At 63.8% G+C, this 15,081-nt stretch carries 13 protein-coding genes; 12 read left to right on the top strand and 1 reads right to left on the bottom strand.

All coding sequences use genetic code 11. The features are described from left to right. The first annotated feature begins 142 nt into the window (after positions 1–142). The 8 genes from VK804_RS08705 to VK804_RS08670 are packed head-to-tail and all read left to right on the top strand — an operon-like array spanning position 143 to position 9,406. Complete coding sequence (locus tag VK804_RS08705; RefSeq protein ID WP_325369939.1) at positions 143–1,030, top strand: branched-chain amino acid ABC transporter permease; 888 nt, start codon at positions 143–145, stop codon at positions 1,028–1,030. Next, positions 1,027–1,983 (top strand): branched-chain amino acid ABC transporter permease, encoded by a 957-nt coding sequence (locus VK804_RS08700; protein WP_325369937.1) that lies wholly within the window; start codon positions 1,027–1,029, stop codon positions 1,981–1,983. Before VK804_RS08705 ends, VK804_RS08700 begins: the two co-directional genes overlap by 4 nt. Then, complete coding sequence (locus VK804_RS08695; protein ID WP_325369935.1) at positions 1,980–2,774, top strand: ABC transporter ATP-binding protein; 795 nt, start codon at positions 1,980–1,982, stop codon at positions 2,772–2,774. Before VK804_RS08700 ends, VK804_RS08695 begins: the two co-directional genes overlap by 4 nt. Next, complete coding sequence (locus VK804_RS08690) at positions 2,771–3,511, top strand: ABC transporter ATP-binding protein (RefSeq protein WP_325369933.1); 741 nt, start codon at positions 2,771–2,773, stop codon at positions 3,509–3,511. Before VK804_RS08695 ends, VK804_RS08690 begins: the two co-directional genes overlap by 4 nt. After that, complete coding sequence (locus VK804_RS08685) at positions 3,508–5,580, top strand: hydantoinase/oxoprolinase family protein (protein WP_325369932.1); 2,073 nt, start codon at positions 3,508–3,510, stop codon at positions 5,578–5,580. The genes VK804_RS08690 and VK804_RS08685 overlap by 4 nt, the downstream gene beginning before the upstream one ends. A 2-nt stretch (positions 5,581–5,582) precedes the next feature. Next, positions 5,583–7,331, top strand: coding sequence for a hydantoinase B/oxoprolinase family protein (locus VK804_RS08680; RefSeq protein WP_325369929.1), 1,749 nt, complete (start codon positions 5,583–5,585; stop codon positions 7,329–7,331). A gap of 47 nt (positions 7,332–7,378) precedes the next feature. Next, positions 7,379–8,392: a TIGR03619 family F420-dependent LLM class oxidoreductase gene (locus VK804_RS08675; protein WP_325369927.1), complete on the top strand. Its 1,014-nt coding sequence runs from the start codon at positions 7,379–7,381 to the stop codon at positions 8,390–8,392. 33 nt (positions 8,393–8,425) lie between these two features. Further along, entirely contained in the window at positions 8,426–9,406 is a 981-nt protein-coding gene (locus tag VK804_RS08670; RefSeq protein ID WP_325369925.1) for an LLM class flavin-dependent oxidoreductase, read from the top strand. Positions 9,407–9,447: 41 nt separating this feature from the next. On the opposite strand, the gene VK804_RS08665 is transcribed toward VK804_RS08670, so the two are convergent. Further along, positions 9,448–10,227, bottom strand: coding sequence for an IclR family transcriptional regulator (locus VK804_RS08665; RefSeq protein ID WP_325369923.1), 780 nt, complete (start codon positions 10,225–10,227; stop codon positions 9,448–9,450). Positions 10,228–10,548: 321 nt separating this feature from the next. On the opposite strand from VK804_RS08665, the gene VK804_RS08660 reads away from it, so the two are divergent. The 4 genes from VK804_RS08660 (at position 10,549) to VK804_RS08645 (ending at position 14,900) form a co-directional block, all read left to right on the top strand. Further along, positions 10,549–11,685 (top strand): ABC transporter substrate-binding protein, encoded by a 1,137-nt coding sequence (locus VK804_RS08660; RefSeq protein WP_325369921.1) that lies wholly within the window; start codon positions 10,549–10,551, stop codon positions 11,683–11,685. Positions 11,686–11,801: 116 nt separating this feature from the next. Beyond that, positions 11,802–12,995 (top strand): M20/M25/M40 family metallo-hydrolase, encoded by a 1,194-nt coding sequence (locus VK804_RS08655; RefSeq protein ID WP_325369919.1) that lies wholly within the window; start codon positions 11,802–11,804, stop codon positions 12,993–12,995. A gap of 97 nt (positions 12,996–13,092) precedes the next feature. Continuing rightward, complete coding sequence (locus VK804_RS08650) at positions 13,093–14,067, top strand: tripartite tricarboxylate transporter substrate binding protein (RefSeq protein WP_325369917.1); 975 nt, start codon at positions 13,093–13,095, stop codon at positions 14,065–14,067. Positions 14,068–14,099: 32 nt separating this feature from the next. Further along, entirely contained in the window at positions 14,100–14,900 is an 801-nt protein-coding gene (locus VK804_RS08645) for an alpha/beta hydrolase (protein WP_325369915.1), read from the top strand. Positions 14,901–15,081 lie beyond the last annotated feature (181 nt).

The raw sequence follows: 15,081 nt of genomic DNA, 5'->3' as shown, positions 1-15,081 counted from the left end.
AGCATTGATTGTCTAGATTGTCCGGAACGCCGTTCTGGTATCCGGAACACCGAAAGGACGCGGCGCGGCATGCCGAATCCACACCCGCCGCCATAAGCCCGAAACGAAAAGCCCGCAACCTCAAGCCCCGAATCGAGGGTTCATGGACGTCAGCGCCACCTACCTGCTGCAGCTCATGCTCAACGGCCTGATGCTCGGGCTGATCTATGCGCTGATTGCGGTCGGCCTGGCGCTGATCTTCGGCGTGCTCGAGGTGATCAATTTCGCGCACGGTGAACTGTTGATGCTGGGCGGTTACGCCATGGCTTTCGCGCTGCCGGCGTTCGGGTTGTCGTATTGGCCGGCGCTGGCCATTGCCGTGGTGGCGACGGCGCTGGTCGGCCTCGTTCTCTACGAAGGCTTCCTGCGTCGCATCGACCAGAAGGAGTTCGAGCGCAGCATTCTGACTACGCTCGGCATTTCCATGATCCTGCTTTACGGGATGCAGTATTTGTTCAGCGCCACGCCACGGATGGTCGACACCGCCTACGGCTTCGACGGCATCGAGATCGGCTCGATCCGCATCACCCTCACCCGCGTGATTGCGGGAGCGCTTGCCATCGTGGCCTTTGCCGCGCTTTACGGTTTATTGCGATTCACCCAGTTCGGTCGCGCGATGCGGGCCATCGCCCAGAACCGCGAGGCGGCGATGATGGTCGGCATCCCGCCGCGCCGCGTCGCCCGTAACGCCGTAGTGCTGGCGGCGGCGCTGTGCGGGCTTGCGGGTGCGGCGCTCGCCCCGATCCAGCTGTTGTATCCGGCGATGGGACAGGCCGTGATCTTCAAGGCGTTCGCGCTGGTCGTCATCGGCGGCCTCGGCAACATGACCGGTGCGCTGATCGTGGCCATCGCGCTCGGCATGATCGAAAGCTGGGTCGGCGGCTTCTTCGGCATCGTCTGGCAGGAAGGCGCGGTCTTCACCATCATGATCGTGGCAGTGCTGCTGCGTCCCGACGGAATCTTCCAACGCCCCGGAATGCGCGTCGGATGACCGAGCCGCGATGGACCCCGATTGCCGTGCTGGCGGCCGTGGCGCTGCTGTTCAGCCTGCCGCTGCTGACCGGCTCGAATTATTTCATCGGCATCGCGATATCGGGGCTGATCTTCCTGACCGCGGCGGCGGCGCTGAATCTGGTCTACGGCTATGCCGGTCTGCTGTCGTTCGCCCAGCTCGGGTTCTGGGGCGTCGGCGGCTATTGCTCGGCGCTCACCGTGATGGATCTCAAGCGCAGCTTCTGGGAGGGCGTGCTGCTGGCCGGCGTGATCAACGCCGTGCTGGCGACCGCCATCGGTATCGCCATCACCCGGACCACGCGTCATGCTTTCGTGGTCGTCACCCTGACCTTCGCCTTGCTTGCCGCGCTGGTGGCACGCGACTGGGTCGACGTGACGCGCGGACCGCTTGGCATACCCGGCCTGCCACCACCTCGGCTGCTGGATTTCACCTTCGACACCAGTGCGCGCTTCTACTACATCGCGCTGGTCTACGCTTTGCTGGCGCTGACGTTCCTGTATGCCCTTAAATCGAGCCGGATCGGCATGGTGCTGAAAGCCATCCGGCAGAACGATCCGCTGGTCGAATCCCAGGGCATCTCGCCGGCGCCCTACAAACTCGCCGCCTTCGTGATCGCCGCCGTCATCACTGGGATGGCCGGCGCCATCTACGCGTTTCACCTCAAGATCATCGATCCCAGCTTTCTCGATTTCTACTACATGCAGACCTTCCTGATCATCGTGATCATCGGAGGTGCCGGCAGCTTCTGGGCCGTGGTGCTCGCGGGCGCCGCCATGGTGGTGCTGCCGGAGGCATTGCGCTTCTCCGACGAGCTGCGCATGGTGATCTATGGGCTGGTGCTGGTGGCGGTGATGATGCTGATGCCGCGCGGCATCGCGGGCTGGCTCGAGGACCGGCGCATCGCCGCCCTGCGAAAGGCGCTGCGATGAGCGCCATCCTCAAGGTCGAAAACCTTTCAAAGGCCTTCAGCGGCGTCCGCGCCGTGCGCGAGGCCTCCTTCGAAGTCGAACAAGGCAGCATCACCGGCCTGATCGGCCCTAACGGTTCCGGCAAGAGCACCACCATCGACTGCATCAGCGGCTTCCAGCGGATCGATGCCGGCCGCGTCGAACTCGACGGCGACGACATCACCAATCTCGCTGCGCCGGACGTGGCGCACGCCGGCCTGATCCGTACCTTCCAGAACGTCCGGGTCTACGATTCCTTCGACCTGCTCGACAATCTGCTGGTCGCCGATGCTGCGCTGGGCGGTCTGCACTGGTACGATGCGTTGATGCGGACACGCTCATTCCGCAGTGTCAGCGCCGCGGCGGAGGCGCGGGCGAGCGCTCTGCTCGACCTGGTGGGCCTCAGTCGGCTGATCCACGCTCCCGCCACCGTATTGTCCTACGGACAGAAGAAACTGCTGGCCTTCGCCGCGGCGATGATGGCGCGGCCGCGCCTGATCGTGCTCGATGAGCCGGTCGCCGGCGTCAACCCGACTCGGATCAACGAACTCGCCGATATCCTGCGCAAGGCCAATGCGGGGGGTATCTCCTTTTTGATCGTCGAGCACAACGTCGAATTCATCAACAGCCTTTGCCACAAGGTGATCGTATTCGAGCAGGGCCGCAAGCTGATGGAAGGCCCGCCCGACACGGTGCGCAACGATCCGCGCGTGCTGGACGCCTATCTCGGCATCGCGCCGGCCTCTGGAGCCAGCCCGGCGGAGGCGACATGACGCCGTATCCCAAGCTGGAACTGATCAATCTGTATGCCGGATATGGCGAGGTGCCGATTGTTCACGACTTCTCCACCCGGCTGCCGCCGGCTTCGATCACCACCCTGATCGGCGGCAATGGCGCCGGCAAATCGACCTTGCTTCGGGCGGTGTTCGGCACCGTTCGGCGATTCTCCGGACAGATCATCCTCAACGGCGAGGCGATCGAGCATCTCGGTCCGGCGGAACGTCTGAAGCGCGGCATCGGATTCGTGCCGCAGGGGCGCTGCAATTTTCCGCGCATGACGGTAGCCGAGAACATCAAAATGGGCTGCTACACTCTGCCTGGCCGAGCCCATCGCGCGGCGATCGATCGTGTCACGTCGCAGTTCCCGTTGTTGCGCAGCAAATGGTCGGAGATGGCCGGCAATCTCTCCGGCGGCGAGCAGCAGGTGCTGGAGACCGCGATGGTGTTGCTCACGAGTCCCGAACTGCTGCTGCTCGACGAGCCCTCGCTCGGCCTGTCCCCGAAGATGCAGGCGGAGATGTTCGACGTCGCCCGGCAGATCGCGGCGGCCGGCGTTACAGTGCTGGTTGTCGAGCAGAACGTTCATGGCGCGCTGCTGGTCTCCGACACCGCGATCGTGATGGAGCTCGGCCGCAAGTTTCTCGAGGGTCCCGCCGCCGAGGTCCGGCAGGATCCGCGCATCCGCGAGGCTTATCTCGGTGGCAATATCAAGGAGACGATCGATCAATGACGTCCGCTCGCCTGGCTGTCGATATCGGCGGCACTTTCACGGATTTCGCGCTCGACATCGGCGGACGGACGTTCAGCCGCAAGGTCCTGACGACTGCCGCGGAACCTGAAAAGGGGGTACTCGCCGGCATCGGCGTGATCCTCGCCGATGCGACGCTCGAACCCGCCGATCTCGGCCTGATCATACATGGCACCACCCTGGCCACTAATGCCATCATCGAGCGCAAGGGCGCACGGACAGCGCTGCTGGTGACGCGCGGCTTTCGCGACTCCATTGAGATGGCGTATGAGCATCGCTTCGAACAGTACGACATTTTCATGGACAAGCCGGCGCCGCTGGTGCCGCGCAAGCTGCGGCTGGCGGTGCCCGAGCGGATCGATGCCTCCGGCCGGATCATTGAGCCGCTGGATGAGCAGACACTCGCCGGCCTCGTTCCGGTTCTGCGCGCAGAGCGCGTGACCAGCGTCGCGCTCGGCTATCTGCATTCCTACGTCAATCCGGCCCATGAGCTGCGCAGCCGCGATATCCTGCGCGAACTGGCGCCCGATATCGCGGTGACAATGTCGAGCGAGGTGTGCCCGGAAATGCGCGAATACGAGCGCTGGTCGACGGCCTGCGCGAACGCCTATGTGCAGCCGGTGATGGACCGTTACCTCAAGCTGCTGGAGGACACGCTGGCCGGACGCGGCTTCTCCTGTCCGATCTATCTCATCACCTCCGCCGGCGGATTGACCACGGTCGAGATCGCCCGGCGCTTTCCGATTCGGCTGGTCGAGTCCGGCCCCGCCGGCGGCGCCATTCTCGCCAGCCATATCGCGCAGCAGCGCGGCCATGATCATATCGTGTCGTTCGACATGGGCGGCACCACCGCGAAGATCTGCCTGATCGATGACGGACAACCGCACTTCTCGCGGTCGTTCGAGGTGGCACGGGAATATCGATTTCTCAAGGGCAGCGGCATTCCGATCCGGGTTCCGGTGATCGAGATGGTGGAGATCGGCGCCGGCGGCGGTTCGATCGCCGCCGTCGACAATCTGGCGCGCATCCAGGTCGGCCCCGCCAGCGCCGGATCGGAGCCGGGACCGGCCTGTTACGGCCGCGGCGGCCGTGACTGCACGGTCACTGACGCTAACCTGCTCTTGGGACGGCTTCAGCCCGACCGCTTCGCCGGCGGCAAGATGCGGCTTGATCCCGAGGCGGCAAGTGCTGCGGCGGTCCGGTCGATCGGCGAGGCGCTGAACCTCGACGTCACCGGCGCGGCGCTCGGCGTCAGCGAGGTGGTCGAGGAAAACATGGCGAACGCGGCACGGGTCCACGCCGTGGAGCGCGGCCGCGTGCTCTCGAACCGGGTGATGATCGCGTTCGGCGGCGCGGCGCCGATCCATGCCGCGCGGCTGGCTGAAAAACTCGATATCGCCACCGTGATCGTGCCTGCCGGTGCCGGCGTCGGATCGGCGTTCGGTTTTCTGCTCGCGCCGATCGCCTATGAGGTGGTGCGCACCCGCTTCGGCCGCCTCGACGCGACCCTCGACGTCGCCGCTCTCAATGCACTACGTACCGGCATGCGCAGCGAGGCCGAGGCGGTGGTCCGGCTCGGCGCGCCCACAGCAGAGCTGACCGAGGGCTGGACCGCTAACATGCGGTATCGCGGCCAGGGCCACGAGGTCACGGTCAGGATTCCGCCAGGCGAGATGGACGCGAGCTCCGCTGCCGAACTGGAGCGGCTGTTCGTTGCAGATTACGAGCAACAGTTCGGTCGCTGCATCCCGAACCTCGACACCGAAGTGCTGAGCTGGTCGCTGCGGCTTGCCACCGTCGGCGATCCCATCGTGCCATGCCCCGCGACGCCGGCGCAGCACCTTGTCGAGCCCGCGGCTCATGTCGAAGTTGTCGACCCCGGCAGCGGCAGGTTCGAAGCTGTCGCGCTCTATAACCGCGGCGATCTGGCGCCGGGCGCGACCATCGCCGGCCCCGCATTGATTGTCGAAGACGAAACGACCACCATGGTGACTCGACGCTTCAGCGCCCGCATCGACGCACTCGGCAGCATCGTCTTGACGAGGACATGATCATGGATACCACTTTGGCCCCGATTGAAGATCCGATCCTGGTGATCCACCAGCAGATCATGTGGGATCGGCTGATCGCCGTGGTGGAGGAGCAGGCGCAGACCCTGATCCGCATCGGCTTCAGCACCTCTACCCGCGAGGCCGGCGACGTCTCCGCCGGCGTGTTCGACACCGCCGGCCGGATGCTGGCGCAGGCGATCACAGGAACCCCCGGCCACGTCAACTCGATGGCGCGCGCGGTGGTGCACTTCCTGGCAGCGTTCCCGACGACCACCATGAGGCCCGGCGAGATCTTCATCACCAACGACCCGTGGAAAGGCACCGGGCATCTCCACGACTTCACGGTGGTGACCCCGGTATTCAGGGGCGACCGGCTGGTCGCGCTGTTCGCCTCGACCTGCCACGTGATCGACATCGGCGGCCGCGGCATGGGCCCGGACGCCCGCCAGGTCTTTGAGGAAGGGCTGTATGTCCCGATCATGCGCTTTGCCAGCGCGTCGGGTGTCAACGAGACCCTGATCGAGATCGTCAAGGCCAATGTCCGCGAGCCGGTGCAGGTGGTCGGCGACATCTATTCGCTGGCCGGCTGCAACGACGTCGGCAGCCGGCAGCTGCTCGCGATGATGAACGAGTTCGGCATCGACAGCCTCGACCGGCTGGGCGAACATATTCTCGAGCGCTCGCGCAGCGCCACGCTGGAGGCGATCCGCAAGCTGCCGAAGGGCACCTTTCGCAACACCATGCGGGTCGACGGTTACGACAAGCCGCTCGACCTGGTCGCGACAATGACCATCGGCGACGACGGCATCGATGTGGATTTCTCCGGCACCTCGCCGCCCTCCTCTTTCGGCATCAACGTTCCGTTCTGCTACACCGAGGCCTATGCCAGCTTCGGCGTGAAGTGCATCATCGCGCCGAAGGTGCCGAACAACGAGGGTTCGTTGGCGCTGTTGCGCATGCACGCGCCGGAGAACTGCATCCTCAACGCGCTGCATCCGTTTCCGGTCGCAACCCGTCACGTCGTCGGGCAGATGCTGCCCGATCTGGTGATCGGGTGCCTCAGCCAGGCGCTCGACGACCAGGTGCCGGCCGAAGGCACCTCCTGCCTGTGGAATCTGTTCGCCTTCGGCGGCTCGAGCCAGATTGATGCGGATTCCGCAGAAATGATGAAGGCCCGGGTCTTCAACGTGATGTCGTTCCATTCCGGCGGCACCGGCGCGCGGCCCGGCAAGGATGGCCTGTCCGCTACCGCGTTTCCCAGCGGCGTTCGCAACGTTCCCGTCGAGGTCACCGAAGCGATGTCGCCGCTCCTGATACGGCGCAAGGAATACCGCATCGATTCCGGGGGCGCAGGACGCTACCGCGGCGGTCTCGGACAAGTGATGGAGGTCGTCACCCTCGATGACGCCGCGTTCGCGATCAGCGCCAACTACGACCGCGTCGTGTATCCGCCGCGCGGCCGCAATGGCGGCAAGGACGGCAAGCCCGGTGTTCTGTCGCTCGGCTCGGGCGCCATGCTCAAGAGCAAGGGCCAGCAGACCATTCCCAAGACCGAGGCCGTCATCATCGAAATGCCCGGCGGCGGCGGGCTCGGCGATCCGTTCGAGCGCGATCCGATGAAGGTCGCCGAGGATGTCGATTTCGGCCTGGTCTCGTGCCAGGCGGCGGAGCGCGACTACGGCGTCGTGCTGCGCGACGACTACACCGTCGACCACGATGCCACGGCGTCCCGCCGCCGCGGTCACAACTGACCCTTTCGACACACGCAGTGGGCGAAAGGCCCGGAGAGGAGCGAACCATGAGTCTGATCGTGAGCGCCGGGCTGCCCACCGGAATGGAGGGCCTGACCTATCCGATCCCGTTTTCCAGCCCGGAAACGCTGATCAGGATCGCGCAGCACGCCGAGAAGCTGGGCTATCACTCGGTGTGGGGCAACGACCACATGACCACGCAGCATTACGTTCGCGAGGAATTCCCGGTGCCGCCGCGGTTCTGGGAGCCGCTGATGACCTACGCGTTCATCGCCGCCAACACGACGACGCTGCGCTTCGGCACCGGCGTCCTGGTGCTGCCGATGCGGCGCGACATCGTCGTGCTCGCCAAGCAGATCGCCACCCTCGACCATTTCAGCGGCGGCCGTCTCGAAATCGGCGTCGGCGTCGGGGCCTATCGCGAGGAATTCGATGCGTTGCGTCCGGAAGGCGGCGTGCATCGCGGCGATATGGCGGAAGAAGGCGTCCGGGCGCTAAAATTGCTGTTCGAGGAGCGCAATGCGACGTTCGAGGGCAAGTATTACAGTTACAAGGACGTCGAGTTCTTCCCGAAGCCGAAACAGCGGAAGCTGCCGATCTATTTCGGCGGCAACAATGAAAACCACATCCGGCGCGTCGCCGAGGGCGCCGACGGCTGGATTCCGGCCGGGATGCCCGCGGAAAAGCTCAAGGGCATGGTCACGCAGATGATGGACATGGCGGCTGCCGCAGGGCGCGATCCCTCGACCATCGCCGTGGCGCCACAATACGTCGCGCACGTCGGCAAGACCCACGAGGCGGCGGTCGCGCGCTATAAGCAAAGCCAGATGCACAAGCACCTTCTGTCGCTGTCGAAATCGACCCTGAAGGGCCAGGCAGGCCTGTCGATGGAAGACATCAACCTGATCGGCGAGCCCGACACCATCGTCGAGAAGATCCACCGGTTCAAGGATGCCGGTGTCACGCATTTGCTGGGACTGTATTTCGCCGCCAACGACGTGCAGGAACTACTCGACCAGATGCAGCTCTTTGCCGAGGAAATCACGCCCCGGATCGTGTGACGCGGCACCCGCTTCTTTTGTGCAAGGCCCGACATGCCCAGTGAAATCGGACTCTCCTCGGACGGCAGCGAAACGCCGGCGGACCTGCGTACGATGGTGGCGATCGCCGAACAAGGCGGCGCGTCGACGCTGTGGCTGGCGTCGCATCTGTTCCAGCGCGAACCGATTGCGACCGCCGCGCTGGCCCTCGCCGCCACCCGCAACATCTCCATCGCGCTGATGGCGATGAGTCCCTATTCCGTGCATCCGCTGTACGCGACCATGGCCGCCGCGACGCTGGACGAGCACTTCCCGGGTCGGGTCAAGCTTTGCTTCGGCGTCGGTGCGCCGCGCGACCTCGAGGCGGCGGGCCTTGCGGCGGAACATCCGCTGCGCACCTTGCGGGAGGCCATCGCCGTGGCGCGGGCCCTGCTCAGCGGCGAGACCTGCGAATTCAAGGGCGAGCGCTTCAGCGTGTCGGGCCGTCGCCTCGCCAACGGCACACGCGACATTCCGATATTCCTTGCGGCGTCGGGACCGCGGATGCTGGAACTGGCCGGCGCCGCCGCCGACGGCGTCCTGATCAGCGCCGCCACCTCCCCCGCCTTCATCCGCTGGACCCTCGGCCTCGTGCGCAAAGGCGAGGACAAGGCCGGGCGCCGCATCAGGAAGACCGCGCTGGTTTACGTGTCGAGCGACGACGATCAAACGGCCGCCCGCAACCGGCTCCGCCGCACCCTCGGCTTCATCCTGCGCGGTCAGCACCATGCGCAGAACCTGGCGCTGGCCGGCACGTCACTCGACCAGGCCGCGCTCGCCGGCGCGTTCGCCCGCGAGGACTGGGCGACTGTGGATCGCCTGATTGACGACGAGGTAGTGACGCATCACAGCGCCAGCGGAACGCCGGCCCAGGTCAAGGCGGCGCTCGCCGCCTATGAAAGCGTCGGGCTCGACGAAATCGTTGCTTCGGGCGTCAAGGACCCGGTGCACCTTCAAAAAGTGTTCGATGCGCTGAAGCTGGGTAGAGCGGGATGAATTATGCTCGAGCACTCTTATCGTCACTGCCCCGCTCTGGACTACCGTCCCAGTGCGGACGACGTCGGCGGCGCGCCCATCTTGCGCGACACGCTGTCGGCGGCATCGCGGACCAGGCTACACAGATGATCGATCTCGCGTTTGGTCAATCCCTGACGCGGTACCGCCCCGCTCAGCGAGGCGACGACGGTGCCGCTGGCGTCGCGCACCGCCGCGCCCACCGAGTAGACATTGTTGAGGTTTTCCTCGTCGGAGATCGCGATGCCGGTCTGTCGGACCTCGCGCAGCTCGGCCAGCAGCGCGCGCAGCGAGGTCTTGGTCTTACGAGTCAACCGCTTGTAGGGCTCGTGCCCCATCACCTCGGCCACCTGCTTGTCCGGCAGCGCCGCCAGCAGCACCTTGCCGAACGCCGTCGAATGCGGCGGTGCCAGCGATCCCGGCGCATTGTTGATCACGATCGGACCGTTGCTCTTCACCACCTTGAGATAGACCACCGCGTGATCGCGCAACACCCCGAGAAAGCTGTTGACCTGATGCTGCTCGGCGAGGGCGACGAGTTCCGGGGTGCTGGCGCGATCGAGATCGCTTTGCGACAGGAAGCCGCAGCCGATCCGGAAAGCGCGATAGCCGATGCGGTATTTATGGGTGTCCGGCGCCTGCTCGGCGTAGCCGGTGGACGCCAGCGTGCTGACCAGCCTGTGCACGATGGTCGGAGAAAGCCGCATGCGACGGGCGATCTCTCGCACCCCCAGCGTGCCGTTCTCGGCGAGCAGTTCCAGGATATCGACCGCTCGCGCAACCGACTGGCTTTCGGCACCCATGGCCACATTCCGATAAGAGGAACAGTGTTCTTGTTGAAGAGAGGTAAGCGACCGGAGGACGGGCGTCAATATTGGCAAGCCTTGGAGCGGATGGTACGGCAGCAGGAGGCTTGGTCGCACCAAGTGCCGGCCGACCGCCGTTGCTTGACAGGGCAGCGGGATTTTCTTCTAATCATTTTCGGAACGTCGTTTCGATAATCGGAACATCACGTCGAAAACATTCAGCTGTCTGGAATTCTTCGGGTTCGGGCCAATAAGCCGCATCAGCGGCAGGCATTTCGCGTCTTTGCCGGCATCAGACATGTGAGAAGGGATATCGGTATGTCGAGAGGAATATTTGCAGCGGCGGTCTGGTTCGTGCTGGCGTTGCCGGTCGCGGCCAACGCTCAGACCATCGTGATCGGCGCCAGCGTGCCCGATACCGGTCCCGCGGCGGCCCCTGCCCTCTGGCAGCGTTGGGGTTTCCAGATCGCGCTCGACGAGGTCAACGCGGCCGGCGGGGTGCTCGGCAAGAAAGTCGAGTTGTTGGCCTACGACAACCGATGCAATCCGTCGGAAGCCGTCAACGCCGCCAACAAGCTGATCGAGGCCAAGGTGGTGGCCATCCTCGGCGCTCACTGCAGCTCGGCGACGCTGGCTACCATGCCGCTGATCGCCGCAGCAAAGGTCCCGATGGTCGAAGGCATCGCTTCCAGTCCCAAGATCACCGAACTGTCGGGGGTCGGCGGCAACGAATGGACGTTCCGCATCAACCCTTCCGATGACGACATGATGGAGGCGCTTGGCCTCTATCTCAGCCAAAGCTCGAAGATCCGGCGCGTTGCCGTGCTCGGCGAGGACACCGATTTTGGCCGCGGCGGCGCCGCCGCTTTCGCGGCTGTCGCCAAGAAGGACGGCCTCGAGGTGATCTCCACCGACTTTCACCCCCAAGGCTATCCTGATTTCACTTCGCTGCTGACCAGGATCCAGCAAAGCCGCCCGGATGCGATCGCGCTGTTCCAGCTCGCCGGCGACCAGCTTAATTTCCTGCGCAACGCGATGCAGCTCGGAGTTCGGATTCCCTATATCGGCCGCTTCGACCCCGGCGGAAACAATCTTCAGATCGCCCAGGCCGGCGGCATGGACGGCTCGATCACCGCCTGGACCTACAGCTATCTGGTCGATGCTCCCGCCAACAAGGCCTTCGTCGCCGAAGTCGAGAAGCGCCACAATACCACGCCGGTGCTGCAGACCTGGGCCGGCTACGACGCCATGAGGCTACTGCTCAAGGCCATCGCCGAGGCCGGTTCCACCGATCCGACCGCCATCCGCGACGCGATCAAGAAAATCCAGTTCACCAACGTGATGGGCGCGCCGGTCAAGTTCGACGACCACAATCAGGCCGGCAAGCTGGTGCTGATCGAAGGCATCGCGGACAGGAAGCTGACCATCCTTAAAGAGGTTTCGCTGCACCGATAGGCCAGGACGCCTCGCAAAGCTTACCATGAAATTATCTCGGCAGACCGCGTTGAGGAGCCTTGCGAAGCTAGGCGCCGCGAAGGATGCTGACAAACTTGCTGATCAAGGGATTTGTCATGCCTGTCGACACTCAAGCCGCCACTGACCGCCTCATGCGCTTCCTCGCCGTCGAGGGCGTGACCGGAAAGGAGGCAGCGATAGGGCGCGAGCTCGCCGCGGCGCTGAAAGAAGGCGGTGTGCCGGCGGACGCCATCCGCCTCGACGACGCGAACACACGCATTCCTGTGCCGACCGAAACCGGCAACCTCATTGTCGATCTGCCTGGCCGCGGCGGGATGCACAACCAGCCGCGGATCATGTTCATGACCCACATGGACACCGTGCCGCTGTGCGCCGGAGCGAAACCGCAGCTCGCCGGCCGGAAGATCGTCAATTCAGCGAAGACCGCGCTTGGCGGCGACAACCGCGCCGGCTGCGGCGTTCTCGTCACGCTGGCCGCCGAGCTTGCGAAGCAGAAGCATGATCATCCGCCGATCACGCTGTTGTTCTGCGTGCGGGAGGAGAGCGGGCTATGGGGCGCGCGCCACGTCAACACCGCTGACCTCGGCTCGCCGGTCATGGCCTTCAACTACGACGGCAGCTCTGCCTCCAATGTCACCATCGGCGCCGTCGGCGCGGATCGCTGGCAGGTCGAAATTTTCGGCCGCGCCTCGCATGCCGGCGTCGCACCGGAGCGCGGGATCAGTTCGACCATGATCCTTGCGCTTGCGCTCGCCGACGTGAGGGCCGGTGGCTGGTTTGGCAAGGTTGTGAAAGGCAAGCGGCAGGGCACGAGCAATGTCGGCCCCGTCACCGGCGGCGACGGCCGGCCAGCTGGAGACGCCACCAACGTCGTCACCGACTATGTGCACGTGCGCGGCGAAAGCCGCAGCCACGACCCCAAATTCTTCAAGGAGATCACCAAGGCCTACAAGGCGGCGTTCGAGAAGGCTGCAAAGCGCGTCAAGAACAGCGACGGCAAGTCAGGCCGCGTCAAGTTCAAGGCCGAGACCGACTACTATCCGTTCCGCATGAAAGATAGCCTGCCCGTGGTCAAGCGCGCCGTTGCTGCGGTGTCCAGCATCGGTGGAACACCGACCATCCGCGCCGCGAATGGCGGGCTCGACGCGAACTGGATGGTCCGCCACGGTGTTCCGACCGTAACCTTCGGCGCAGGCCAGAACGAAGCGCACACCATCGACGAGTGGATCAATCTCGACGAGTACGACCGAGCGTGTTCGCTCGCCATACGGCTCGCGACGATGCCGTGAGCCGACGACGTTCCGAAGCCCAAGATGCGAAGGCGAGCTGATTGCAGGAACAACAGTCAGGGAGTTCGTCACATCCATCGAGAGCAGGAAAGCTTTCATGAATTTCAAGTCGCTTCTGTCGGAGTTCGTCTGTATCGCCGTGATCATGATGACGACGAATGCCGCATCGGCACAGAACTATCCCGATCATCCGGTCCGCGTCATCATACCCTACGCCCCCGGCGGCGGTACCGATATCGCCTTTCGAATAATAGCGCCCCAGGCCGGCAATATCCTGAACGAGACTATCATCGTCGACAATCGACCTGGCGCTTCGACAATGATCGGCACCGGCACCGTCAGCCGCGCGACGCCCGACGGTTATACATTGCTTGCATCGGATTCGGCGTTCGTGATCAATCCCGGCCTTTTCAAGGACAAGTTGCCTTATGACACTTTGAAGGAATTCAAGGGCGTAACGATGATGGCAACCTCGCCCGCGTTGTTAGTTGTAAATCCGAATCTTCCGGTCAAAACGCTGGACGAACTCATCGCGTTGGCAAAATCAAAGCCCGGAAAACTCAACTACGGGTCGGGCGGAGTCGGGACCGGCCCCCATCTGGCGGGAGAACTGCTGAAGCTCGCTGCCGGGATCGATCTGACGCACATTCCCTATAAAGGTACTGCACCGGCGTTGACCGCCGTATTGTCAGGCGAAATCGATATGGCGTTCGTGGGCATCAGCAGCGCCGCGTCGTACATCGCGACGGGTCAGCTTCGCGCGATCGCCCTGACGGGAGCGAAGCGCCAGCCGAGTCTTCCCGACGTTCCAACCTTCGCGGAGAGCCATCTGGACCTGGACGGCAATTCCTACTGGGGAATCTACGCACCCGTGGGCGTTCCCGATTCAATTATCGATCAGCTGAACCGCGCCTTCACGCAGTCGCTTCATGATCCGGAAAACGAAAAGAAACTTGCCAACCTGGGATTCTCCCCGATCGCGAACTCGCCGCAAGAGGCCGATGCGCAATGGCACGCGCTCGTTCAACAATGGACGACGGTGATCGACAAGGCCAACATCAAGGTCGAATGACGCATGACAATCATGCCAGGGACCAGAAACAAATGAATGGCACTTTCAGCACGGCGGACGGACTCCGGCTTGCCTATTACGTCGACGACTTTACCGATCCGTGGCGCAAGCCCGACACGGTCCTTCTCCTCCACGCTGCGATGGGCAATTCCCAACGCTGGTTCCAGTGGGTGCCGCCGCTGTCGCGTCGCTATCGGGTCGTGAGACTTGACCTGCGAGGTCACGGCAATTCCCAGATCCCGAAGCCTGCGGATGATTTTTCACTCTCATTGCTGGTGTCCGATGCCTTGACCCTGCTCGACCTGGTCGGAGCCGATCGCGCGCACGTCGTCGGCAATTCGGCCGGCGGATATGTATCGCAGCAATTGGCGATCAACCATCCGAACAGGGTCAAGTCACTCGCTCTCTTCGGGTCGACGCCGGGCCTCAAGAATAGCCATGCTCCGACATGGATACCGAAGATCAAGGAAATCGGCTTGAAGCAATTCCTCGCCGATACCATTGACGAGCGGTTTGATTCCTCAGCCGATCCCGATCTGGTCAAATGGTTCATTGAACAGGCGGGTTCGAATAATCCTGCCTTCATCGCCCGCTTTGTCCTCCACATGTGCACGCACGATTTCATGAACGAGGTCTCGACGATCAAGGCTCCCACGCTCATCGTTGCGGCGGGTAAGGAAAAAATCGGACACGCCAGCGCCTACGAGGAGATGAACCGGAGAATCGCGAGTTCCGAACTCGTTTACTACGACACGGCGGCCCACAATATCTGCGACGGCTACGCCTCCCGTTGCATCGAGGATCTGATGAGATTCTTGCGAAAGCATCCATGAGATGCACTCGCGGCCGGCGATCAGGTGGGGTAGCCCACCTCTTCGGCGTCCGCTCGTCCTACGGACACTGACACGTCGCGGCAAGCCTAGTGGCTCCGCTCTGCGCCAACAGTGCTCAACCGCCGGTCGAAGGTTATGAAATATTGATGCGTAACCCGTCGCTAGCCGTCAGCGCTGCCCT

Origin of the sequence: Bradyrhizobium sp., from assembly GCF_035484855.1 — a bacterium.
GTDB lineage: Bacteria > Pseudomonadota > Alphaproteobacteria > Rhizobiales > Xanthobacteraceae > Bradyrhizobium.
This window is presented reverse-complemented; position numbering and strand designations above follow the sequence as displayed.